The organism is Pantoea sp. GM01, from assembly GCF_000282675.1.
GTDB lineage: Bacteria > Pseudomonadota > Gammaproteobacteria > Enterobacterales > Enterobacteriaceae > Pantoea > Pantoea nemavictus.
The window spans coordinates 1-24,085 of record NZ_AKIU01000030.1 but is presented as its reverse complement, the minus strand read 5'-3'; the positions used below and the strand labels follow the sequence as shown (position 1 = coordinate 24,085).

Genomic DNA, 24,085 nt, shown 5'->3' with positions numbered 1-24,085 from the left:
ATGTCCATTTTATTGACATGTGAAGTTGACATGTAAATTTTGTTGCCAGTTTGTGAGCCATATCTGTGTTACGCCTCACATAAAGCGGGTGGCTGCAGTTGGCATCACCTTTGCACTACAGATGGCACATCCCTGTACTCGAACGAGCACATCCAAAACAATAAGGAATAGGTCATGACATTTCACCTTAAGCCAGTACGCGTCGGCCTGATTGGCGCAGGACGCATGGGCAGCTTCCACGCAGAAAACCTTGCCTGGCGCGTGCCCGGGGCGACGCTTGCCGCGGTGGCCGATCCGCAACCCGGCGCCGCAGACGCGCTGACCAATAAACTTGGCGTGGCGAAAGCTTACAGCGATCTGCATGCGCTGCTGCAGGATCCAGAGATTGAGGCGGTGGCGATTGCCGCCCCGGCGCGTACCCACGCTGAATGGGTGATCGCCGCAGCCCAAGCCGGTAAACACGTGTTCTGCGAGAAGCCGATGGCGGTGACGCTGGATGAGGCCGATCGCGCGATTGCTGCGGCAAAAAGTGCCGGCGTGGTATTGCAGGTCGGCTTTAACCGCCGCTTTGACTCGGGCTTTGCCGCGGCGATCGCGGCGGTGAAGGCCGGCGAAAATGGCACTACGCAGCTGAGTCGATCGCTGACGCGCGATCCGGGCCTGCACGATCCTGCCCGCATCCCGCAGTGGACGATCTTCCTGGAAACCCTGATCCACGACTTCGACACGCTGCTGCACTTCAATCCCGGCGCGAAGCCGGTGGAAGTGTATGCGCTGGCGGATGCGCTGGTGCGTCCGGATTTCAAAGATAAAGGCTTGCTGGACACCTCGGTGGTCACCATTCGCTTCGATAATGGCGCGATTGCCACCGCTGAAGCCAACTTCCAGGCGGTGTACGGCTACGACGTTCGCGGTGAAGTGTTTGGCAGTAAAGGTATGCTGCAGGCGGGACATATCAACGCCAATCACTGCGTGCGCTATCACCAGGATGGCATCGCGATTGAAACTTCGCGCATGGACTCGGATCTGCTGCGCGAAGCCTATGTCGCAGAGATGGCCGAGTTTGCCCGCTGCATCCGTAGGGGTGAAACGCCGCGCGCCACCGGCGAAGATGCGCGTAATGCGCTGGCGATCGCGCTGGCCTGTATCGACTCGGTGCAGCAGCAGCAACCTATCAAGCTGGGAGGTCGCTAATGGCCAGTTATCAGCTGTCGGTATGTGCCGAAATGGTGTTTCTCGATCTGCCGTTCGTCGAGCGCGTAAAACGCATTCACGAACTGGGTTTTGGCGTTGAGATTTGGGGCTGGGCGAACAAAGACATTGATGCGCTAGCGGCAACCGGTGCGCGCTTCACCTCTATGACCGGCTATCTCAGCGGCAACCTGACTGACGATGACGAAATCCAGCAGCTGCTGCAAAGTGCTGAAGCATCGCTGGCGGTGGCAGCCCGCCTGAACTGTCCGGCGTTGAATCTGCACGGCACCGGACTGGATGACAAAGGTTTGCCCGTCAAACCGGTTGAGGTGGTCACCGGCGCGATGTGGCTGAAAGCCGCTGACACGCTGCGCAAAGTGGCGCAATTAGGCGAGCGTGCCGCACGCGTGTTCACGCTGGAGAATCTCAACTTGTTGGTTGATCATCCCGGCACGCCGTTCGCGCTGGCCGCCGATACGCTGGCGCTGGTGGAGGCAGTCAACAGCCCGGCGCTCAAGATGAATCTCGACCTGTATCACGCGCAGATTGGCGAAGGCAATTTGATCGAACTGATCCGCCGTTGTGGTTCTGCGATTGGTGAGATTCAGGTGGCGGATGTGCCGGGACGTCAGCAGCCGGGAACCGGTGAGATCAACTATCGCGCCATCGCCCGTGTGCTGCACGATGTGGGTTATCGCGGCACCGTGGCGCTGGAGGGCTGGGCCAGCGGTGACAGCACCACCGCGCTGCAGCAGTTCCGCGATCATTTCACCCTTTAAGCGTTCCATCGCCGGGTATTTGCCTGTTGCCCGGCATTAACTCACTGAAATTAAAATAATATCTCAACCCTACAGGACTTACTCATGAAGATAAGAAATGTGATGTTGTGCCTCTGCTCGCTGCTGCTCAGCCTGAGCGTGAGTGCCAAAACCTTCACCGTCGGCGTGGCGCTGGCAAACTTCGATCTCAACTTCGTCTCGATTCTGCGCACCCAGATGCAGGCGGAGCTGAAGGCCAGTCAGCTCAATAGTCAGTTTGTAGATGCCAAGGGCGATGTCGCGCTGCAAGTGCAGCAAGTGGATGATTTTATTAACCAGGGCGTAGATGCCATCATCCTTAATCCGGTGGATACCCAAGGCGTGTTGCCGATGATTACCGCCGCGAAAAACGCCGGCATCCCGCTAATTTTCGTCAACCGTAAGCCGGAGGTGAAGCTGCCAGCCGACATGGCATATGTCGGTTCAGACTCGGCGCTGGGCGGCGAAATGCAGATGGAAGCGTTAGCGAAGAAGATGAACTATAAAGGCAACGTGGCGATTCTGATGGGCGCGCTGTCGAATGAGGAAGCACGCGAGCGCACTCGCGCCGTGGAAGCGGTGATCGCCAAATATAAAGATATGAAGGTGATTGAGAAGCAGAGCGCCAAATGGCAGCGCAATGAGGCGGTGGATGTGGTTTCCAGCTGGCTGCTGAATCAGCGTCCGATTGATGCCATTGCGGCCAATAATGATGAGATGGCGATTGGCGCTATCATGGCGCTGAATCAGGCGAAGAATGAGAAGATTCTGGTCGCCGGTATTGATGGCACGCCGGATGGGCAGCAGTTTGTGAAGAACGGCAAAATGACGCTGACCATTTTCCAGGACGCCAAAGGCCAGGCCACGGGCGCGGTGCAGGTTGCTAAAGCGCTGCTGGAGAAGCAGAAAGTGCAGGAGTTTAACTGGATTCCGTATCAGACCATCACGCCAGAGAATTATGCGCAGTTTGCGGCGAAGTAGGTTTTTCCCCTCACTCTAACCCTCTCCCGCAAGCGAGAGAGGGAACAAATAGAGGGAGGTAAGGTGAGGGCCCGATCACATCTCCACATCCTAATTAATTACCGCAACTAAACTTTCCTCTCTCCACGCCGATAATTTTTCCACTGAGTCCGTGCGCTTTGCCCCACAATTTTGGGGCTCTACGATCACCTTCTGGTATGGAAAACTGTCATGATCGCAACGCCCTTGTCAGGCCCGGACGCCGTGCCGGTGGAGATGGTCTCTCTCAAACGTATTGCCCAGCGGGCCGATAGCCTTGCGGTGATCCTCAGTTGGGCACTGTGGCCGATTGCACTTGGCGTTGGCTGGCTCAATGACAGCACAAGGGTGGCGCTGATTGCCGGCTTAGTGCTGGCGCTGCTGGCGACCTTTTTCGGCACCGTCCTGCGCGGTACGCTGACCTCACGCCTGGTGTTATCCGCGCTGCTCATTGGCTGGGCAGGTTTGTTGATTCAGCTGGGTGGCGGCGAAACCGAATACCACTTCTCTGTGTTTGTGCTGATGTCGGCGCTGCTGGCGTGGCGCGATATGCGGCCGTTATTAATGGGCGCGGCGGCGGCGGCCAATCATCACGTGCTGTTCAATTATCTGCAGGAGAATGATCTGTTCGGCGTGATTGTTTTCCACCATCCAGGCTGGGATATGGTGCTGTTCCACGCACTGTTTGTGGTGGCGCAAACCGCCATACTGCTGGTGATTGCGCGCCAGATGGCTGCCGATGCGCGTTCGGCCAGCGAAGTGGCAGAGTTGGCGGCTCAGATCAATCAGCAGGCGGGTTATCTGACGCTGAACGCCGATATGCAGCAGAGTGCAACGCCGTTCGCCCGCACCTTTAGTACCACGCTTGGCACCATGCACGGCACTTTGCATCAGGTCAGCGAGGGCGTGGGACTGCTATTGGCGGAGTCTGACAGTATTCTTGAACGTAACGCCGCGCTCTCAACGCGCACCGATGAGCAGGCGCAGGCGCTGGAAGTGGCGGCAAGTGCCATGACTGAAATCAGCATCGCCGCCAGCCTGACCCGCGATAAAGCGCTGAGCGCGCGCCAGTTGGCGAGTGAAACCCGCACGGTGGCGACGCGCGGCGAAGAGAATATTCAGTCGGCGATTCACTCGATGGAGAAAATCAGTGAGGAGTCGAGAAGGGTAAAAATCATTCTGGAGCTGATTGACGGCATTGCTTTTCAGACCAACATTTTGTCGCTGAACGCTTCGGTGGAGGCCGCGCGTGCCGGTAATCAGGGACGCGGTTTTGCCGTGGTCGCCAGTGAAGTGCGTAACCTGGCGATGCGCAGTGAGAGCGCTGCGCGTGAGATTCGTCAGCTGATGGATGCCAGCTCGACCAGCACCGAGCACGGCACCGTGCAGGTGGAACATGCGGCGCAAACCATGCGCGAGATTCACAGCAGCATCAGTGGCTTATCGCAGCTGGTAACAGAGTTGTCGGAGATGAGTGAGCAGCAGAAACTGAGCATTGAACAGATTCAGCAGAGCATCAACAGTATTGATCACAGCGTACATCACAACGTGCAGCACGTGGCCGAAACGCTGCAGGTGGCGCAACAGCAGCAGCAGCAGGCGAATGCGCTTAAGCAGGCGATTTCGTTGTTCAGGTTGGGGTAAATACCCATATTTTCTGCGTATCGTAGCGGCGCAATTCATTGCGCATTCTGGCGCGCCAAAACCATGCGCAATGAATTGCGCCGCTACGGTATTTGCGTTTTATTCCACGCCTTTAACCAGCAGCACGCGGTACTTTGCACCTTTTAGACGATGCGCTTTAGCTTCCTGATACGCTGGGCTGAAATACCAGCCTTTTGCCGCTTCAACATCCGGGAACTCCAGCACCACTACGCCTTCAGCGGGCGGACCTTCCAGCGTTTCCAGCTCGCCGTAAAACGCCAGCGGGGTGATCGGATGGTCGCCGCGCGCCTGGCCCGCTTTTTCGGCGTAGGTTGCCAGTTCGTCCTTGTCTAAGGTTTCGTCCTTAATAAACACCACATATGCCGCCATTATTTCTCGCCTCGCGCCTGACGTTTGTCTTCAGTGTTGTTATCAAAATCTGACGCATCATGACGTTCCAGCAGCTGATCCTGCGGTTCGGCACCAAATGCACGGTTCACCTTACGGCCACGGATTACCGCCGGACGCTCAGCAATCTCTTTCGCCCAGCGCACCACGTTTTTGTACGACTGCACATCGAGGAACTCGCTGCCGCCATATTGGTTATTCAGCACCAGGTTGCCGTACCACGGCCAGGTGGCGATATCGGCGATGGTGTATTCATCACCGGCGAGGAAGCGATGGTTGGCCAACTGACGATCCAGCACGTCGAACTGACGTTTAGCTTCCAGCGTAAAGCGGTTGATGGCGTATTCGATCTTCTCTGGCGCGTAATGATAGAAGTGACCAAAGCCGCCGCCGAGGTAGGGCGCAGAACCTTGCAGCCAGAACAGCCAGTTCAGGGTTTCGGTGCGGCCTGCCAGTGAGGTCGGCAGGAAGTGGCCGAACTTCTCTGCCAGATACAGCAGGATGTTGCCGGATTCAAATACGCGCTGCGGTGGGGTAACCGAGTGATCGCTTAGCGCCGGAATTTTTGAGTTTGGGTTCACATCAACAAAACCGCTGGAGAATTGATCGCCATCGCCGATACGAATCAGCCAGGCATCGTACTCGGCGTCTTTGGCCCCGACGGCAAGCAACTCTTCCAGCAGGATGGTAATTTTCTGGCCGTTTGGCGTGCCGAGCGAATAGAGCTGCAGCGGATGTTTGCCGACCGGCAGCGTTTTCTCATGCGTCGGTCCGGCGGTTGGACGGTTAGTTTTTGCGCCGTTACCTTTGGCTTCCGGGTCCCAGGTCCAGACTTTCGCGGGCTGATACTGATGTTCCGACATAGTGGTTCGCCTTGTTGTGTTTGGTTTTTTGCTGCTACTGAGTGTAGCAGCGCGTGATACAGGCGATTTAACCGCGCTGGCGGTGGGATACAAAGTCTGATTATGTAAAGTTCTCTTGCGTAAAGAGCATAAAGTCGACTTTGCCGGGCTGGTAGATGTCGGGGATGTCGCCCTCTTCCAGATGGCGCAACAGCAGCGTCAAGGCCAGCTGAGCATGGCGTAGGGTATTTTGATCGATCGTTAAGGTGAGCACGCGATCCTGTAATAGTTGGCGCGTAGTGCTATACAACTCGTGCGTGACGTACACCACTTTACCGTCGAGCCGATGGCGCGCCAGGGCTTCATAAATCTGGGTGTTGCCGATGCCGGTATTATAGAGCCCCATAATCGGTGGCGAGGCGGCCAGCGTTTTTTCCAGCAGGCGACTGATACGCGCGCGCTCGTCCTGACCGGCGAGAATCTCGCGCAGACGCAGCTGCGGAAAGCGTTCGGCCAGCACCGCCTGGAAACCTTCAATGCGCAGGCGGTGCGCAGCATAATCGGCGCGCCCGCTCATCAGCACCACTTCACCCGGCTGCGACAGCATGCTGCCCAACATTAAACCGGCGGTGCGTCCGGCTTTATATTGATCAATGCCTACGTGGCAGAGCCGCGCGGCATCCGGGAGATCGGCAACCAGCGTGATGACCGGTACGCCGCGCGCTTTACAGTCGGCCAGCGCAGCGTAAATCAGCGGATTTTCGTGGGCGAAAACGATCAGCGCATCACGCTTTTTACTGCTGGCAGTGATATGTGCCGCCAACTTCTCTGGCGCATTTTCCGGGATTAGCGTGCGGTGCAGGCGCAAGCGGCGATAGCCGAGTTCGTCTGCAAGTGTGGCGAAGTCTTGTGCTAATTGCTGAAAGAAGAAGGAGGCGTTGCCGCTGAGCAGTACTTCAATCTGCCACGGATGGCGATGCTCTTCCGGCAGAATGCGTTTTAAACCGGCATCACGCGCTGCCTGCAGAATTTTTTTGCTCATGGCGGGCGACACGCCGCCGCGATCGTTTAATACCCGGTCAACGGTGGCGACACCGACGCCCACTTGTTTTGCCAGCTCGGCCAGCGTCACTGCTTTCATGGTGTAGGTTCCATTAGGGCGGGCCCTCATCCTAACCTTCTCCCGCCAGCGGGAGAAGGGACCGATCGAGCTCGCTTTGAGCTCTCCCCCTGTGTGAGAGAGCAATCACGCCGCACTTTCCAGTTCCCTCTCCCTATGGGAGAGGGTTAGGGTGAGGGCATCAGCGCGTGTTTACCCTAACAGCTCGCGCTCAATCAGCTCGCGCGTTTCAACCGCTTGATACTTCATCTTCTCCGGGTAGCCGAACAGCGCCGCCGAGATAATTGACTCGCCGCCGACTTTAAACGTGCGGTTCGCAAAATTCATCTCGCGCAGCGCTTCAAACAGCGCATCGAAATTGACTTCGCCTTCACCGACCGCCACGTGCTGGTGGATAGTGGCATCCACGCCCGGCGGGTTAACGATGTAACGACAGTGCTTAGTGTGGTTCATGGTATCGGCGATCAGCATATGTGACAGATCGTCACCGGCGTAATGCAGCATGTTCTTCACATCGCCGACGCCTTTGTCGTAATAGAAGGTGTGCGGTGCGCTGTAGATATACTTCACGTTTTCGCTGCGGAATGACTTCACAATGTCTGCGGTTTCGTTACTTTGCTCGCAGAAATCCCACGGGTGGGCCTGAATCTCGACGCGAATGCCTTCACGTTCGATGATCGGCAGCAGCTCTTCCATCGAGCGATAGAACATCTCTTCACAAATTTCCGGTTCGTTGGGATTGCCCGACAGCTCGGTGTTGATCACCTGCACGCCCATTTCGACGGCTATCTCGATCATGCGTTTCCAGTTTTTCACCGCCGCCTGACGACGCAGCTCATCCGGGCCTGACCAGCGATACACCGTAATGAAAGAGGAGATCTCCAGCCCGGTAGCGTTCAGCGCGTTTTTGTATTCGCGCATGATTTCACGGCTGGCTTTCGGGTGTTTATAGAACGGGTTGATTTGCGGATGCGGCGACTGCTCGATGTACTTGTAGCCCCATTCAGCCACCTGATGCACCATGCGCGTGATGCCGAGATCGCGGATTACATCCACATCAAAAGCGATTTTCATTGTTTTCTCCTGAGCGTTAAGCGGTGCGCTCTGCGTTAAAGACCACGCCGATCTATTGCCTGACGTCATCCATCAGCTCAAATCGCCGCTATTGGGTAAATAAATATCAAACATTTATTCTGGGTGAAATGAAAATGAAACAAATGATTTCATTTTTGCGATGGCGATCAAAATAGTGAGAGATTATCTATCACTTAATCTAATTTGATGATGATTTGAGCGCAGAGCTATTGGCGATTTAAGTCAGGTTAAGGCATTATTTTTGATAATTTATTATCATTTAAGTGTGGAAAATAACCCATGAGCAAAATCACCATGAACGCCATTGCCGCCGCCGCAGGCGTGGGCGTGGCCACCGTCGATCGTGTGATCAATCGTCGTGCGCCGGTGCGTGCTGCCACCGAGCAGAAGGTGCTGGAAGCGGCGAATCGTCTGGGATATCGCATTGGCCATGCGCCGCTGCTGAATAGCACCTTGCCGGCAGCCAGCGTCACGGTGCGCATGGGCTTTATCCTGCTATCAAAATCCTACTCGTTCTATTACTCCCTCACCGATGCGCTACGCCAGCACACGCAACCCTTCCATCCGCTGGGCAGCGAACCGCTGTTCACCTGGCACGATATTGATGATGTTGAGGCGGTGGTAGCCTCGCTGTATGCGCTCGCTGAGCAGGTGGATGCCATCGGTTTGGTGGCGCTGGATCACCCGCTCATTCGCCACGCGATTGCAAGCGTGTCGCGCAGGGGCGTGCGGGTGTATGCGCTATTTTCCAACTTCTCACCCTGCGGTCACGCCGGTTATTTCGGTCTGGATAACCAGAAAGCCGGGCGCACTGCCGCCTGGATCGCCACGCATCTGCTGCATCAGCCGGGTTCAGTGGGGGTGCTGGTGGGCGACCATCGCTTTATCTGCCAGGAGAGTAATGAGATCAGCTTCCGTTCGTATCTGCGCGAACAGGACAGCGCACGGCGGGTGCTGGAGCCGTTAAAGACCAATGAGTCGATTGATGGCGGCTACCGTGCGACGCGTCAACTGCTGGATGAACATGCTGATTTGGCGCTGATCTTCGCGCCGTGCGGCGGTATTGAGGGGGTGATTCACGCGCTGCGCCAGCAGCCACAGCGCAAGGTGGCGTTGATTTGCCATGGTCCGGTGAAGGAGGGCGAGCTGGCGCTGATTGACGGCACCATTACGGTGATGATCCGCAATCGCATTGATGAGATGGCGATGCGTTTGGCGCAAACGGTGTTGCAGCATCATGCTGAACCCGGCGAGCATTTTACGCAGGTCATCCTGCCGTTCGATATCGTCACGCGTGAAAACCTGTAAACCGCGCCGTTGCTGAATTTGATATATTTTCTATCATTTTAATGATGCGAAATAGTATGATCGCTATCAAAAAATGAATGTTTCATGGTTGTTGATGATGAAATATTTATTTGATACTTGCGCCATCCATTACCGCAAGGAACGATCATGACTATCCATATTGCTAACGCGCCCTGTAGCTGGGGCGTGGATGACCCGAAAAATCCTTTCCTGCCGCCATGGCAGAAGGTGCTGAGTGAGGCGTCGCAGGCCGGTTATAAAAGCATTGAGCTCGGCCCGTGGAGCTATCTGCCGGTGGATGCTGCCGAGCTGCGCCAGCAGTTGGAAGCGCACGATCTGTCGCTGGTGGCAGGCACGATTTTTGATGATTTGGTGAGTGAAGCCAACTTCCCGGCGATGGTTGAACTGACGCATAACATTTGCCGCAATCTGTCGCGAGTCCCCACCGCAACCAAAACCCACGCCGATAACAAACCTGCACCCTACCTGGTGATTATCGACTTCGGCAATCCAGAGCGCGCCAAATACGCGGGTCAATCTGACAAGGCGCCGCGCCTGTCAGACGCCGACTGGCAGCGCATGATGCAGCACATCACCACCCTAAGCCAGATTGCCTGGAATGAGTATGGCGTACGCGCGGTGATCCATCCGCATGCCGGGGGTTGCATAGAGTTCGCCGACGAGCTGCAGCAGCTGGTGGAGGACATTCCGCACGAGGTGGCGGGTTTGTGCCTCGACACCGGTCATTTGTACTACTCCGGCATGGACCCGATTCCCTACCTCAGCCGCTATTGGCAGCGCATCGATTACCTGCACTTCAAAGACGTCAACGAGGCGGTATGGCGCGACGTGATTGCCCGCGGTGTGGATTTCTTTGCCGCCTGCGCGGAAGGCGTCATGTGCCCGATTGGTAAAGGGGCGATTGATTATCCGGCGGTGCGCGCCTTCCTCGCGGAGCGCAATTATCAGGGCTGGATCACCGTTGAACAGGAGCGCGATCCGCGAGATGCGGAGACCAGCCTGCGTGACGTCACCGCCAGCCTGCACTATTTGCAATCCGTCGGATTCTAAGGAGATCACCATGATTAACGGCATTAAAGCGCTGAATCGCTCCCTGCGTTGGGGCATGGTCGGCGGCGGTGGTACCAGCCAGATTGGCTACATTCACCGTTCGGCGGCGACGCGTGATAACAACTTTACGCTGCTGGCGGGCGCCTTCGATATCAACGCTGAACGCGGCCGCGCGTTTGGCACTTCGCTGGGTATCGATGCCCAGCGCTGCTATGCAGATTACGAAACGATGTTTGCTGCGGAAGCGGCACGTGCGGACGGCATCGAAGCGGTGTCGATTGCTACGCCTAACAACACCCACTTCACCATCTGCCGTGCGGCGCTGAATGCGGGGTTGCACGTGGTGTGCGAGAAGCCGCTGTGCTTCACCGCCGCTGAAGCCGATGAGCTGGAACAGCTGTGCAGCGAGAAGAAAAAAATTATCGGGGTGACCTACGGCTATGCCGGGCATCAGCTGATTCATCAGGCGCGCGAGATGATCGCCGCAGGCTTGCTGGGCGAGATTCGCATCATCAATATGCAGTTCGCCCACGGTTTCCATAATGAAGCGGTTGAGCTGCAGAACGAAAGCACCAAATGGCGCGTCGATCCGCGTTTTGTCGGCCCCAGCTACGTGCTGGGCGATTTAGCGACGCATCCGCTGTTTATTGCCGAAACCATGGTGCCGCATCTGCAGGTAAAACGCCTGCTGTGCAGCCGCCAGAGCTTTGTTAAAACCCGCGCGCCGCTGGAAGATAACGCCTTCGTGATGATGGAGTACGACAACGGCGCGGTCGGTACCATGTGGGCTTCTGCGGTGAACTGCGGTTCGATGCACGGTCAGAAAGTGCGGGTGATTGGTGAGAAAGCCAGTCTTGAGTGGTGGGACGAGCAGCCGAATCAGCTGCGCTATGAAGTGCAGGGCGAGCCGGTGCAGATTCTCGAGCGCGGCATGGGTTATCTGCATCAGAGCGCGCTGGCTGACGACCGTATTGGCGGCGGCCATCCGGAAGGGCTGTTTGAAGCCTGGTCGAATCTCTATCGCCGCTTCGCGCTGGCGATGGACGCCACCGATCGCGGCGATGCCGCCTTCCTGCAGGCGTTCTGGTATCCCGGTGCGCATGCTGGCTTGATGGGCGTACGTTGGGTGGAGCAGTGCGTGAAATCCGCTGATGCGGGCGCGGTATGGGTGGATTGTTGAATTAGAACCGTATGTTATTTCAAGGGAGCTTTCGTGCTCCCTTACGCATCTTATCTGCCGATATTGGGCAAAAATCCCCCTCTCCTTGCATAAGTTAGTCCCGATATTTATTGAGCTTAGGCCTCTTATTTAACGTGATTTATGACGCTTATTAGAAAGTATGCATCTGCGTACATAATTTGCACAGCAACATCATGTAAACACTGTTTGTAACAATAACGTTAGGGTAAATAACAGTTTTATTACTGTAGCAGTTAAAGCTTGCTTATAGAAAGAGATCAAATTTCAAGCGCCGCTATTTTAACGTGGACATTTTCTGACGGTATTTTTGTTGGTTTTTGCCAATAACAAGACGATTCTTAAAGATAGTGAAAATGGTCTTATTCGAATAAAAAACTGTCTTATCGATAATTTTAGATCTTTAGATCGTTAAAGGTAATGTTGATAGTTTTTAGTTCTGTAAAATGGCACGAGGCCAGATCAAAGATCTGTTAAGAATAATCTGTTTCATTTTTTTTAGGTTTATATTCCGAATTAAGCACAAATAGTCAAAAAAACTTTCATTAAATAAAAAATTACCTTTTACTACGTCTCAGTCGAGGGGGGGTAACATTACTTCGATTAATGTTTTTGTCGCGTATGTTGCAGTCATGAAAAGTGCGGCAAAGGCAGTTTTTCTTTGCGATTTTGAGGCGTCATCATGAAAAGTAAGTTGGCTTTACTGGTAGCAATTACGGCTTCTCTTGGAATTGTTGGTACATCAACTGCCGCTGACGGCACGATTAACTTTACAGGAACCATCACCGATAACGCCTGTACAGTGGATACCGGATCGGCTAATCAAACGGTTAATCTGGGAACGGTCTCAACTAAAACCTTCACCGGCGCAGGCGTGACCGCTTCGCCAACGCGCTTCACCATTAATCTGACAAGTTGTCCCGCTACGGTGACGTCGGCAAGTGTGCGTTTCGATGGCGCGACCTCGTCGGCGAATAACCAAATCCTCGCTCTCAATTCAGGACAAACCGCCACCAACGTAGGTGTCGCGCTCTATGAGCAAGACAGCTCTACGCTCATCCCCATCGCCAGCAAATCGGTTGATCGCCCCATCACGGCCACCGGTCCCAATGTTCTGACGTTCATAGCCAAGTATTACGCTACGGCCACGCCAGTCGCTGCGGGTTCAGCAAATTCCACGGCGAATTTTACGATTGCCTACAACTAGTTAATTCAAGAGCCGCGCTATGCGGCTCTTTTCTTCAGCAACGGAGTGATGGATGACAAAGACATATCTTTGGTCGCTGGCAGTGGCGCTGATGTGCCTTTCACCTACGGTATTTGCTGGCGTGCAGATTGGCGGAACGCGATTGGTTTACGACGGCAATAGCAAGATGGGCACTATCAGCGTGACCAACCCGGACGATCGTCCCTATTTGATTCAATCCTGGGTCAGTAGCCAGGAAGATGAAGATGACAGCGATGACACTTTTATCACCACGCCACCGCTATTTCGCCTTGAGCCAAACAGCCAGAATTCAGTGCGCGTGATTTACAGCAGTAACACTCTGCCAGACGATCAGGAATCAGTTTACTGGTTGAATATCAAGATCATTCCTACCTCAAACCGGCAGGCCAGTAACGATTTACTGATCACGGTAAAAAATAAAATGAAGCTATTTTACCGGCCTGCTGTATTAAACGGCGATCCGTTACTGGCGTTTAAAAAACTCAAGTTTCGCCAGCGAGACGGCAAACTTGCCGTGTTCAATCCTACCCCTTACAGCGTTTCACTTTACGACCTGACAGTGAATGGCGCCACCATGACCAAGCCGCCGATGGTGCTTCCCTCGCAAGAGATTGTGCTGGGTCAAAAAGTACAGATTGGCAGTCCGGTGAGTTGGCGCGCCATTAATGATTTTGGCGGTATTACCCCTGAGCAAAAAATGAAAGTGGTAACGGATTAAGGGAGTGGCCCATGTCACATGGACGAGTTTTACTTTTAAAGCCAAGGCCTGTTTCTCGTCGTACTTTTCTCAGCGTGGCAATGATGGCTGCGGTGCCAATCGGTGATGTGTCGGCTGAGGATTATTTTGATCCCAGCACCGTTGAACAGCATGGCGCACAGCGCTCGAACCTGGATCTCTCCAGTTTCAGCCAAAGCGGCGGTCAGTTACCGGGGATCTATCATGCCGACATTTATCTGAATGGCAATTTTGTCGCTGCGAGAAGCATACGATTTGAAACACGGTCAGGCGGCCTGCAGCCGATATTGATGAAGGCGGATTTTTTAGCATGGGGCGTTACTGATAATGCCACGCCAGGCTTTATGCGCATTCAGGCAACTCAGCCAATTACCGATATAGCGGAGGCGATTCCGCAGGCACGGACGAGCTTTGACCTTAATCAGCAACGGCTCAATGTCTCTATTCCGCAAGAGTATGTGCGGCATAACGCGCAAGGTTATGTCGCACCGGAAGAGTGGAACGACGGCATAAATACCTTGTTTACCAATTATGGTTACTCAGGCGCTAATAGCTGGAGCGATTATCAGAGCGGCAGTGATAACAGTTCATATCTGAATTTACGCACTGGTATCAACCTTGGCCCATGGCGCGCGCGCAATTACTCCACTTATACCCACGGTCAGGAAGGTGATCGCTGGAACAGTATTAATACCTATCTGCAACGTGACATCAAACCGTGGAAAAGCCAGTTAGTGGTGGGGGAAAGTTACACGCTCTCAGAGGTTTTCGACAGTTACGCCTTTCGTGGAGTTCAGCTCTATTCAGATGACAATATGCAGCCCGAAAGTCTGCGAGGATTCGCCCCGATGGTGCGCGGCATTGCGCAAAGTAATGCGCAGGTTACCATTCGTCAGGATGGCAATATCATCTGGCAAGCCTATGTGCCGCCCGGTCCCTTTTCAATAGGCGATCTCTATCCCACCTCCGCCAGTGGTGACCTGGAGATTGTGATCAAGGAGGCGAACGGCAACGTAAGGCAATTTGTTCAGGCGTTTTCTGCGGTGCCAATTATGCAGCGTGAAGGGCGCGTCAAATACTCCGTTACGGCTGGGCAATATCGTTCCACGGGCGGGGCGGTGAAGAAGCCGGGCTTTATGCAGGGCACCGGTATTTATGGTTTGCCGCACAGCTTAACGCTTTACGGAGGGACTATTCTGTCTGGCGATTATACGTCAGCGTCGGTCGGGTTAGGTAAAGGACTGGGGATGTTGGGATCGATCTCGCTGGATGGGACGTTCGCCAATACGCGTTTGATGGATGATACCCAGCGTGGTGGATCGGTTCGTTTTCAATATGCCAAAGATGTCGCAATAAGCGGCACGACTTTTACTCTGGCGGGATATCGTTATTCCACGTCTGGCTATTATGACTTTAATGAAGCGAATGGCTATTACGCCAATACATTACCGCCAGGTTTTCGTGGCGATCCCAATAATCGGCGTGAAGTAGAGCGCGCCCGACGCGATTGGCAAAATTGGCGTTACAGCCATAACAAACGCAGTAAAGCTCAGCTGAATATTAATCAATCGCTTGGTGATTATGGCAGTCTGTTTCTCTCCGCCTATCAGCAACAATACTGGAGTGTGACCGAGAGAGAACGCAACCTGACGCTGGGTTATAACACCAGCATTAACGCCATCAATTACTCCTTCAATTACAGTTATTCGCAGACGCCATTTTATGCCAGTATCGACCAGATTTTCTCACTGGCGGTACAGGTTCCGTTTGACCGCTTTGTGCCAAAGAGCTGGCTTAACTTCTCGGCCAATACCAACAATCACGACAAAACGACCTCTGCGCTGGGCTTATCAGGCACCGCATTGGCGGATAACAGTCTGAGTTATAACGTGCAACAGGGCTATACCAATCAAGGCGTTGGCGCAAATGGTAATGCTTCGCTGGATTACAAAGCACGTTATGGCGAGTACCAGGCGGGCTACAATTACACGCAGCAAACTCGCCAGCTTAACTACGGCGCGATGGGCGGTATTGTAGTACATCCGTATGGCGTGACATTCAGCCAACCTTTGGGTGACACCATGGCCCTGGTACGCGCCGAAAATGCGGATGAGGTGCGACTACTCAATCAGACCGGCGTTTATACCGACGGCAAAGGTTATGCGGTGGTGCCGAACGTAATGCCTTATCGTCGTACCCAGCTTTCGCTCGATCCCAACTCGCTAAGCAATAACATTGATCTGATCAGCGACACTCAAACCGTGGTGCCGACTCAGGGCGCGCTGGCGCTCGCCAGCTATCCAACCGTATCAGGTGAGAAAATCTATGTGTCATTACGCGGACGAAACGTGCCCTTTGGTGCACGCGCCACGGTAATCAATGGCGATGCCGTTTCTCAGGGCATTGTGGATGAGCATCAGCGGGTATACCTCAGTGGCGTCCCCGTAACGGGCAAGATTGCGGTGAACTGGGGCGACACTGGCTGCCAGGCGCCTTATTCACTTGCACAAGCTCAATCCGGTGTGAACTCTGTAACGGCTGAGTGCCGCTAAAGGACTAACTATGCGTTTTTTTCTGTTATTACCCAGCGTATTTTTTATGGGTCTGTACGTTAATGCCGTGCACGCCTTTAGCTGTTCGACAGTCACGCTTTCAACTATTTTGTCTCCGCCAGCAATTGTCATTCAGCGTGATTTACCTGTTGGCTCACTGATTGGCGGCCCGGTGGCTTCCAGCGTGGTGAACTCGTTTCTTTGCAGCAATACGCCGGCACCAGCAATGACTTACCAACAAGTTGGGGTCAAAGGAACCGGATCCTATGTGATGTCTATCGCGGGCAGACGAATCTACAGCACCAATATTGCCGGTATTGGTTTCGCGATTGGCAGTACATCGGTGAATAACTGCAATAATCAGGAGTGGGTCGATGGAAATGCTACCGGGGACGGAAATCTTAATAACCGGTTACTGTGCTGGGCGGCAGGGATGTTAGCTTCTCAGCCTATTCAGCAGCAGGCATGGCTACAGTTTTATAAAACCGGGCCGACGGGATCGGGCGTGGTTACGGCACAACAGGTGGGTTCATTTATTCTTTATAACAACCAAAATGCCTGGCAGAATCCTGAAGCAGTTATTGCGATAGGTGCCTTTAATGTGACTACGTTAGCCTGCTCTGTGAGCAATACGGCCATTGCCGTAAATATGGGAAGTGTAGATAAACGCGCATTCAGTGGTACCGGCAGTTCTCCAGCAGACAGCTTCACCCGCAACTTTAATATTTCCCTTAACTGTAACGCCGGTACGCGTATCAATGTGAGAATTGACGGTAATGCGCAAAATGCGTCACAAGGTGTGTTAAATCTCACTGCGGGATCCAATACGGCAACGGGCATCGGCGTACAGCTGCTGTATAACAATGCGCCAGCCCAGCTTGGTGCGACCATTGTGGCCGGAACCTCTGCCAGCACGGGGAGTTATAACATTCCAATGAAGGCGCGTTACTATCAGACCGCCGCCACAACCACTGCCGGCATCGCTAATAGCACAGCGACTTTTACACTGACCTACCAGTAAAAAATCTTCCCCTGACGGGGAAGATTGCTTGCTGGAAATCAGCGGTAAACCACCTGAATACTTTTGATATTACCTGATGATTTGACGCTCACATCACCTAGTTGAAACGGCAACGTTTGTGGTTGGGCGTTTAGCTTAATTTCACGCGCTTTTTCGCGGCCATTCTGGCTGCATTGCATTACGGTCTGATGGCTATAAGTCCGGGTCGTACAGGCTGGCTCAGTAATTGCACCGATGAAATTAATCGTGCCGCCATCTGCCACTGAGGCTTGAGCGAAAAGCAGGCCGGACATTAAGACGAGTACTTTTTTCATTGGTTTTCTCCTGACGTTGGCATTAAAAAGAACGACAGGTTAGCGACAAACTTTAATACTTAGTTGTTATTGGCTAAATAATGAACACTGTTACGCGATGAAGCGTGAAGCTCCTCCGGTGAAAAGTACAAAAATCGTCTCCCTTAATGCGACCGCAAATCACTCAAAAACCGCTGCGCGCGCGGGTGCTGCGGCTGGGTGAAGAATTGTTCCGGCTTGGATTTCTCCAGAATCTGTCCCTGATCCATAAACCAGATGGTATCCGCCACTTCACGCGCAAAGTTCATCTCGTGGGTGACGCACATCATCGTCATCCCTTCCTGCGCCAGACTGCGCATTACCGACAGCACTTCGCCCACCATTTCCGGATCGAGCGCCGAGGTGGGTTCATCAAACAGCATCACCGGCGGTTTCATCGCCAGCGCACGGGCAATGGCTACGCGCTGCTGCTGACCGCCGGAAAGCTGGGCTGGGTAGGCATCGGCTTTATGCGATAACCCTACACGCTCCAGCAATTCACCCGCCTGGCGACGTGCCTCCGAACGCTTCACGCCCAGCACTTTCATCGGCGACATCATAATGTTCTCGGCCACCGAGACATGCGGGAACAGGTTAAAGCTCTGAAACACAAAGCCAATGCGCGTGCGCAGTTGGTTAAGGCGGGTGCTGCTGCCGTGAATATCAATGCCATCAAACACGATCTGGCCATCATCAATCGGCTCCAGGCGGTTAACGGTACGGATTAGCGTCGATTTGCCCGAGCCGGAAGGGCCGCATACCACCACCACTTCGCCGCTATTAATCTCGGCGCTCAGGTTGGTCAGCGCCTGGTACGCGCCGTACCATTTGTTGACCTGATTAAACATGATCATCGGTCCCATGGTGCTTCCTTATTGCGAAGAGGTTTTAGTCAGCATTACCGCCGGCGCCACGCTGGTGGCAAGCTGCGGCGGTTGGCGACGTTTCTGCGCTATGTGCGCTTCGAGTTTATTGGCAAGCCAGGTGAGGCTAAAGCAGATGAGGTAGTAGCTCAGCGCCACAATGGCGAACACCTGGAACGGTTTGGTCAGCAGCTGATTGCTCACCTGATTGGCGGCAAACGTCAGCTCCGGCACGTTAATCACATAGCCCAGCGTGCTGTCTTTGATGATTGACACCAGCTGGCTGACCAGGCTGGGCAGCGTGTTGAACAGCGCCTGCGGCAGAATCACCAGACGCAGAGTTTTCAGATGGCTCATGCCCAGCGCGCGTGACGCTTCATATTGCCCGTGCGGCAGCGACTGAATGCCGCCGCGCACGATCTCGGCGATATAGGCGCTCTCGTAGATCACCAACGTACACAGCATGGTGGCGAATCCGCTGATGTTGTGGCCAATCAGTAGCGGTACGCAGAAGTAGGTCCAGAACACCACCATCATCAGCGGAATACCGCGCAGCAGGTAAACCCAGCCGGTGGCGGGCCAGCTCAGCCAGCGCCATGGCGATAGACGCGCCAGGCCCAGCAGCACACCGATCGGAAACGCCAGCAGCACGGCCAGCACTGAGATCAGCAGCGTACAGAGCACGCCGCCAATCGGCCCATTCGGGTATTGGCCCATTAACAGCAGCATGCCGTTGTCATGCAAAATGGTGAAAATTTCAAACATCGCCATTACCTCGCATAGACGCGCTGGAAGCGGCGGGCCAGCAGCGCGCCCAGGCCCATCAGCAGCAGGGAGAAGAACAGATAGCCCAGGGTCGCCACGATGTAAGATTCGAAAGTGCGGAACGTCTGGTTCTCAATATCGCGCGTGACGTAAGTGAGATCCGCCACGCCAATCACCATCGCCAGGCTGGTGTTTTTAAACAGCAGCACCGTGTGGTTGATCATCGCTGGCAGTGCATTGCGGATACCCTGCGGCAGAATCACCGCATGCATGGCGCGCACATAGCTCATCCCCAGCGCACGCGCCGCCTCATTTTGCCCGTCAGGAATGGCGCGCAGGCCGCTGCGGATATCTTCCGAGAAGTACGCCGCCTGACACAGGCCCAGCGCGGTAAGGGAGAACAGGAATTCGGCGTTGTAGTTGTTGATCCACATCTGCAGCGCTTCCGGCAGCAGGGTAGGAATAGCGAAATACCACATCATCAACTGGATCAGCGTCGGCACGTTGCGGTGATAGGAGACATAGGCTTTAACCAGCCCGACGGCCAGTCGATTTTCTGTCAGGCGGATCACCACCAGCAGCAATGCCAGCACCATCGCCAGCAGCCAGGCACCCAACGCCAGTTCAAGGGTGATCACCGTTCCGTCAACGATCATCTGGCCGTAATGGCCGGTTATCACACTGCTGAAATCGAGAGCCATACTGTTACCTCATGATCGCATGCTACGCGCTGTGGTCGCCCGGTCGCAGGGTGGAAAGGCCGCCCGGCACCTGCAGCGTTGGCGTGATTTCGATGTTGCCGATATTCACCGCCAGCGGTGCGGCGAGCGCGAAGGCAACGCAGTCAGCGATATCTTTCGCCTGCGGCAGCTCGAAGCCATCAATGAAGCGGCGACGCGCCTCTTCATGATCGCCCGAGACGTTGCCGAAAATATCGGTGGCAACGCGGCCCGGACAGATTTCGGTGATGCGCACGCGTGCGCCATAGCAATCCACGCGCAGCTGGCGCGAAAGGGCGTGCACCCCGGCTTTGGTGGCGTGATAAACCGAGTTACCGTTGAAGTTGTATATGGCGGCAATCGAGGTGATGTTGAAGACGTGGCCGCGATCGCGCGCCACCATGCCCGGCACCAGCAGACGGCACAGATGCAGCACCGCGCGCAAATTGACGTCGACCTGGGTTTCAATCACGTTCTCGTCGGCTTCAAGGATTGAACCGGGATGCGACACGCCGGCGTTGTTGACCAGAATGTCGATTTCGAGGTCTTTGCACAGCGCGGTCAGCGCGTTGACGTCGCTGACATCCACCGCGTGTGGAATGCAGCCGGTACGATCGGCGAGTGCCGCCAGCTGCTCTTTACGCCGCGCGACCGCATGCACGGTGATACCTTCCTGGCACAAGCGCTCCACAATCGCTTCGCCCATTCCCGCCGATGCACCGGTCACCAGTGCGGTTTTGTAATCTGAAAATGGCATGTGCCTCTCCTCGTTGTTGCGTCTTTTGACTGTATGCAGTTATGCCGCAAGGGCATAAGACATAAAAATTTTGAGGCGATAAGCGCCCCTTATAACGCTTGTCTGCGGCACTTCGCCCGTTCCAACATTGCGCAATAAATTGCGCCGCTACGCTATGAGCGGTGATTGATCGACCTACAAAATGCACGTATTGGTAGCGGCGCGATTTATCGCGCGGTGTTGACCTTATCCGCCAACGGCGTAAATGTCAGAATCTCCTCGTCGTACTCCACTGGCGAAAGATGCTGCGGCGTGAGCGCCTGTACCGTGCCGCTGGCGGAACTGCGCACCGGCACATACAGCGGGCCCACCTGCACCAGCGCCACCACGTCGCCAGCCTGCACGTGTTGGCCGGGCGCAACAAAATCCTGCTGACTATGCGGATGGCGGCGCAGCAGCGTGCCGGGCATCGGTGCGCCGATACGTTGTGTTATGGGGGGGATTTCCGGGGCGGGAGCCCTCGCGGATACGGGCGGTGGCGTGGATGGCGTGACGGCAAAAGTTAACCGTACCGACCAGTGCTTGCCATCCAGCGCCAGGCTGCTCAGCCCCGCGCTTTGCATCTTGCGCGCCAGGGCACGCAGCGTTGGCAGCGGTATTGCGGTTTTTTCCATAACATTCCCGTCAAAGCGAAGCACGCCCGCCGAAGCGGGCAAAATCGTAATCTAGCGCGTTCGTAAGACGGGCAGTAAGAGGGTTTCGCTTTGCGGTAATAAGCGGGTCTTATCCCACCAGCGTTAGCGGATGGTTCTCGACATTGCGGCGTGACATCAGCGACAGCAGAATCGATTTCACCGCTTCAGCCGGTTGGGACAGCGGCAGGTGATCGGACATGCAGAACGACAGCGACACCTGCACATCCGGATCGACGATCTTCGCCATCCACGCATCGCCGCTTTTCAGCATCGCGCGCGCCGCAGACTCCGGCATGATGGTGGTGCCGAGACCGGCGCTCAGTGCGGAATTCAGCGTGGTTTGTGATTCGATTTCGCATTTCACGCGGTACTGCAGATTGTTGTGCACGAAGGCATCGTCGAGCACTTTGCGCATGATGTTATAGACGCGCGGCAGGAACAGATCGTACTGCGCCACCTGCGCCAGCGGGATCTCTTTCACCGGCTGCGCGAGGCTGAACGGGCAGACGAAGTAGAGATCCTCTTTCATTAGCGGCATAAAACGCAGGCCGTGAATGGTGCGATGATCGTAAATCACCGCCATATCCATGCGGCCATTCATGATCAGCTCGCTCAGCGTGGTGCCAAAGTTCTCATTGAAATAGAGCACGATGCCAGGGTGCTGCTGCTGCACTTCCATCATCAGCGGCAACGCGAGGTTTTGTGCGGCGGTGCCCGGCGCTAAGCCGACCGAAACGCTGCCGCTCAGCGAGGCGCCCACCAGCTCAATGGCGCTTTGTGCCTGCTCGCACTGGCGCAAAATCGCCTGCGCGTGGGAATAAAGCGTTTTACCGGCTTCGGTCGGCGTCACGCCGCGCTTGGTACGAATGAGCAGTTGCTGATTCACTTCCCCTTCCAGCGTGGCCAGCTGCTGGCTCAGCGCAGGCTGGGCAATATGCAAAATATCGGCCGCCTGGGTCAGGCTGCCTACATCAACAATTTTAACAAAGTACTTAAGACGACGAAGATTCATGGACACTTCCTCCAACAGAACGCATGTCTGTTACTAAGCAAAGTTGATGCCAAATTAAGCTTTCACTATTGAACTCAGACAGGAGGGTAGAGCCACAGTGCCTCCTAAGGCTGGTGCTGAGTTGGTGAGTTGCCGTGACGGCACGTGCTAGATCGCCACCTTTGCACTGGTATGGTGCGTGTCACTCATTAGATTTGGCGATGATGGGAGTGAGTAGAGTGCCGGTGCGCGGTGTCATCCGGCACTAAAAGTAACACTCTATTAACATCGCGTCAGGCGGTGGCGCGTGACCTGCCGCGCATTTCCACATCACCCTCGCCACCTTTATGACGAAAGTGTGCGGTCGGTTCAGTCATCGCTTTGTGTTATATCACCACAACAAAGCACTATTAACCGCCGCTTCGGGCAAAAACCTATTCTCTGGTAAACGTGGTGTTTGCAGCTTGCTGCGAGCCGTTCATGCTGACACAGAGCCAGGATTAACCCATGCCCGAGATAGCCGATCGATTAAATAATGTCACCGTTTCAGCCTCCGTTGCCATGACCCAAAAGGCGCGCGATCTCGCGGCGCAGGGGATTGATGTGGTGGCGCTCTCCACTGGCGAGCCCGATTTCCCCACGCCGCCGCATGCGATTGAAGCCGCCTACGCTGCCGCGCGCGGCGGTGATACGCGCTATCCGCCCACCGACGGCACGCCTGCGCTGCGCAAGGCGATCCAGCTGAAATTCAAACGCGACAATCAGCTGGATTATGACGTCAGCCAGATCCTTACCGCAGGTGGCGCCAAGCAGATCATCTTTAACGCCATCATGGCGACCATCAATCCGGGCGACGAAGTGGTGATCCCCACGCCGTCGTGGATCAGCTATGCCGATATCGTCAAATTCGCCGGTGGGATTCCGGTGGCGCTGCCGTGTGCACAGGAGAACGGCTTTAAACCGCTGCCTGCCGATCTCGATGCCGCCATCACCGACAAGACCAAATGGCTGCTGCTCAACTATCCGAGCAACCCAACCGGTTCGGTGGCGACCAAAGCGGAGCTGCTGGCACTGGGCGAGGTGCTGTTACGCCATCCGCAGGTGTGGATCATGACCGACGATATCTATGAGCACCTGATTTATGACGAGGTACGCTTCTACACGCTGGCGCAGGTTGAGCCGCGCCTGTTTGATCGCGTACTGACGGTGAACGGCGTGTCGAAAGCCTATTCGATGACCGGCTGGCGCCTGGGCTTCTGCGGCGGCCCGGCGCCGTTGATTAAGGCGATGAGCAACGTGAATACCCAGAACAGCGGCGGCGTCTGCACCTTAACGCAGGCGGCCGCGGTGGCGGTGCTGGAAGGTCCACAGGATCTATTGCAGGAGCGGGCGCGCATCTACCGCGAACGCCGCGATTACGTGCTGGAGCGTCTGACCTCGATTGATGGCCTGCGCTGCCACAAACCCCAGGGCGCGTTTTATCTGTTTGTGAATATCGCCGGCTATATTGGCAAAACCAGCGCGGGTGGTCGGTTGATCGCCAATGATGCTGATTTTGTGCTGGCGTTGATTGAGGAGCAGCACGTGGTGACGGTGCAGGGCGCGGCGTACGGGATGAGTCCGTTTATTCGGTTGTCGTATGCGACGAGCATGGAGCGGTTAAAGACTGGATGCGATCGCATTGCGGCGTTTTGCGACGGCTGTCGCTGAGATCTCGTTCGCACGGAGCGACTTTGGTTTGCACGGAGCGACTTTCGTTCGCCATCGGCTG

The 24,085-nt window shown here is 55.1% G+C and carries 23 protein-coding genes; 12 read left to right on the top strand and 11 right to left on the bottom strand.

Annotation, left to right across the window (positions count from 1 at the left end):
- Positions 1 to 174 precede the first annotated feature (174 nt).
- The 4 genes from PMI17_RS09040 to PMI17_RS09025 all read left to right on the top strand — a co-directional run bounded on the left by PMI17_RS09040 (position 175) and on the right by PMI17_RS09025 (position 4,634).
- The gene (locus PMI17_RS09040; RefSeq protein WP_007888467.1) at positions 175 to 1,194 is read left to right on the top strand and encodes a Gfo/Idh/MocA family oxidoreductase; all 1,020 of its coding nucleotides are present in this window, start codon (positions 175 to 177) and stop codon (positions 1,192 to 1,194) included.
- Positions 1,194 to 1,973, top strand: a complete 780-nt coding sequence (locus tag PMI17_RS09035; protein WP_007888464.1) for a TIM barrel protein — start codon at positions 1,194 to 1,196, stop codon at positions 1,971 to 1,973. The genes PMI17_RS09040 and PMI17_RS09035 overlap by 1 nt, the downstream gene beginning before the upstream one ends.
- A gap of 84 nt (positions 1,974 to 2,057) precedes the next feature.
- A complete protein-coding gene (locus PMI17_RS09030) occupies positions 2,058 to 2,972 on the top strand; it encodes a substrate-binding domain-containing protein (RefSeq protein ID WP_007888463.1) in 915 nt (304 codons plus the stop codon).
- Positions 2,973 to 3,182: 210 nt separating this feature from the next.
- Positions 3,183 to 4,634, top strand: a complete 1,452-nt coding sequence (locus PMI17_RS09025; protein ID WP_007888462.1) for a methyl-accepting chemotaxis protein — start codon at positions 3,183 to 3,185, stop codon at positions 4,632 to 4,634.
- 99 nt (positions 4,635 to 4,733) lie between these two features.
- Here the strand turns inward: PMI17_RS09025 and PMI17_RS09020 are convergent, their stop codons facing one another.
- The 4 genes from PMI17_RS09020 to PMI17_RS09005 form a co-directional block, all read right to left on the bottom strand.
- Positions 4,734 to 5,024 (bottom strand): DUF1330 domain-containing protein, encoded by a 291-nt coding sequence (locus tag PMI17_RS09020; RefSeq protein ID WP_007888459.1) that lies wholly within the window; start codon positions 5,022 to 5,024, stop codon positions 4,734 to 4,736.
- Positions 5,024 to 5,905, bottom strand: coding sequence for a glutathione-dependent disulfide-bond oxidoreductase (gene yghU, locus PMI17_RS09015; protein ID WP_007888457.1), 882 nt, complete (start codon positions 5,903 to 5,905; stop codon positions 5,024 to 5,026). The genes PMI17_RS09020 and yghU overlap by 1 nt, the downstream gene beginning before the upstream one ends.
- Positions 5,906 to 6,005: 100 nt before the next feature.
- Positions 6,006 to 7,025, bottom strand: a complete 1,020-nt coding sequence (locus PMI17_RS09010; protein WP_036620728.1) for a LacI family DNA-binding transcriptional regulator — start codon at positions 7,023 to 7,025, stop codon at positions 6,006 to 6,008.
- A 171-nt stretch (positions 7,026 to 7,196) separates the two neighbouring features.
- Positions 7,197 to 8,078 (bottom strand): sugar phosphate isomerase/epimerase family protein, encoded by an 882-nt coding sequence (locus tag PMI17_RS09005; RefSeq protein WP_007888450.1) that lies wholly within the window; start codon positions 8,076 to 8,078, stop codon positions 7,197 to 7,199.
- Between the two features lie 300 nt (positions 8,079 to 8,378).
- Between PMI17_RS09005 and PMI17_RS09000 the strand changes: the two genes are divergently transcribed.
- The 7 genes from PMI17_RS09000 (at position 8,379) to PMI17_RS08970 (ending at position 17,213) form a co-directional block, all read left to right on the top strand.
- Entirely contained in the window at positions 8,379 to 9,407 is a 1,029-nt protein-coding gene (locus tag PMI17_RS09000) for a LacI family DNA-binding transcriptional regulator (RefSeq protein ID WP_007888448.1), read from the top strand.
- Between the two features lie 147 nt (positions 9,408 to 9,554).
- Entirely contained in the window at positions 9,555 to 10,478 is a 924-nt protein-coding gene (locus PMI17_RS08995; protein ID WP_007888441.1) for a TIM barrel protein, read from the top strand.
- Between the two features lie 10 nt (positions 10,479 to 10,488).
- Positions 10,489 to 11,658 (top strand): Gfo/Idh/MocA family protein, encoded by a 1,170-nt coding sequence (locus tag PMI17_RS08990; protein ID WP_007888439.1) that lies wholly within the window; start codon positions 10,489 to 10,491, stop codon positions 11,656 to 11,658.
- Positions 11,659 to 12,358: 700 nt separating this feature from the next.
- The gene (locus PMI17_RS08985) at positions 12,359 to 12,883 is read left to right on the top strand and encodes a fimbrial protein (RefSeq protein ID WP_007888438.1); all 525 of its coding nucleotides are present in this window, start codon (positions 12,359 to 12,361) and stop codon (positions 12,881 to 12,883) included.
- A 52-nt stretch (positions 12,884 to 12,935) separates the two neighbouring features.
- A complete protein-coding gene (locus tag PMI17_RS08980; protein WP_007888437.1) occupies positions 12,936 to 13,622 on the top strand; it encodes a molecular chaperone in 687 nt (228 codons plus the stop codon).
- Between the two features lie 11 nt (positions 13,623 to 13,633).
- Complete coding sequence (locus PMI17_RS08975; RefSeq protein WP_007888436.1) at positions 13,634 to 16,192, top strand: fimbria/pilus outer membrane usher protein; 2,559 nt, start codon at positions 13,634 to 13,636, stop codon at positions 16,190 to 16,192.
- A gap of 10 nt (positions 16,193 to 16,202) precedes the next feature.
- Positions 16,203 to 17,213 (top strand): fimbrial protein, encoded by a 1,011-nt coding sequence (locus PMI17_RS08970; protein ID WP_007888435.1) that lies wholly within the window; start codon positions 16,203 to 16,205, stop codon positions 17,211 to 17,213.
- Positions 17,214 to 17,251: 38 nt separating this feature from the next.
- Here the strand turns inward: PMI17_RS08970 and PMI17_RS08965 are convergent, their stop codons facing one another.
- From PMI17_RS08965 to nac, 7 genes are all read right to left on the bottom strand, one after another.
- Positions 17,252 to 17,527 (bottom strand): hypothetical protein, encoded by a 276-nt coding sequence (locus PMI17_RS08965; protein WP_007888434.1) that lies wholly within the window; start codon positions 17,525 to 17,527, stop codon positions 17,252 to 17,254.
- A gap of 143 nt (positions 17,528 to 17,670) precedes the next feature.
- A complete protein-coding gene (locus PMI17_RS08960) occupies positions 17,671 to 18,408 on the bottom strand; it encodes an amino acid ABC transporter ATP-binding protein (protein ID WP_007888432.1) in 738 nt (245 codons plus the stop codon).
- 9 nt (positions 18,409 to 18,417) lie between these two features.
- The gene (locus tag PMI17_RS08955; RefSeq protein ID WP_007888430.1) at positions 18,418 to 19,173 is read right to left on the bottom strand and encodes an amino acid ABC transporter permease; all 756 of its coding nucleotides are present in this window, start codon (positions 19,171 to 19,173) and stop codon (positions 18,418 to 18,420) included.
- A gap of 5 nt (positions 19,174 to 19,178) precedes the next feature.
- Positions 19,179 to 19,874, bottom strand: a complete 696-nt coding sequence (locus tag PMI17_RS08950) for an amino acid ABC transporter permease (RefSeq protein WP_007888428.1) — start codon at positions 19,872 to 19,874, stop codon at positions 19,179 to 19,181.
- 22 nt (positions 19,875 to 19,896) lie between these two features.
- Positions 19,897 to 20,649, bottom strand: coding sequence for an SDR family oxidoreductase (locus tag PMI17_RS08945; protein ID WP_007888426.1), 753 nt, complete (start codon positions 20,647 to 20,649; stop codon positions 19,897 to 19,899).
- Between the two features lie 206 nt (positions 20,650 to 20,855).
- Positions 20,856 to 21,302, bottom strand: a complete 447-nt coding sequence (locus PMI17_RS08940; protein WP_007888425.1) for a biotin/lipoyl-containing protein — start codon at positions 21,300 to 21,302, stop codon at positions 20,856 to 20,858.
- 109 nt (positions 21,303 to 21,411) lie between these two features.
- Positions 21,412 to 22,335 carry a nitrogen assimilation transcriptional regulator NAC gene (gene nac, locus PMI17_RS08935; RefSeq protein WP_007888424.1) on the bottom strand — a complete coding sequence of 308 codons (924 nt, stop codon included), beginning with the start codon at positions 22,333 to 22,335 and terminating at the stop codon, positions 21,412 to 21,414.
- Positions 22,336 to 22,821: 486 nt separating this feature from the next.
- Here nac and PMI17_RS08930 point away from each other — a divergent pair, with 486 nt between their 5' ends.
- Positions 22,822 to 24,024, top strand: a complete 1,203-nt coding sequence (locus PMI17_RS08930) for a pyridoxal phosphate-dependent aminotransferase (protein ID WP_007888423.1) — start codon at positions 22,822 to 22,824, stop codon at positions 24,022 to 24,024.
- Positions 24,025 to 24,085: the final 61 nt, after the last annotated feature.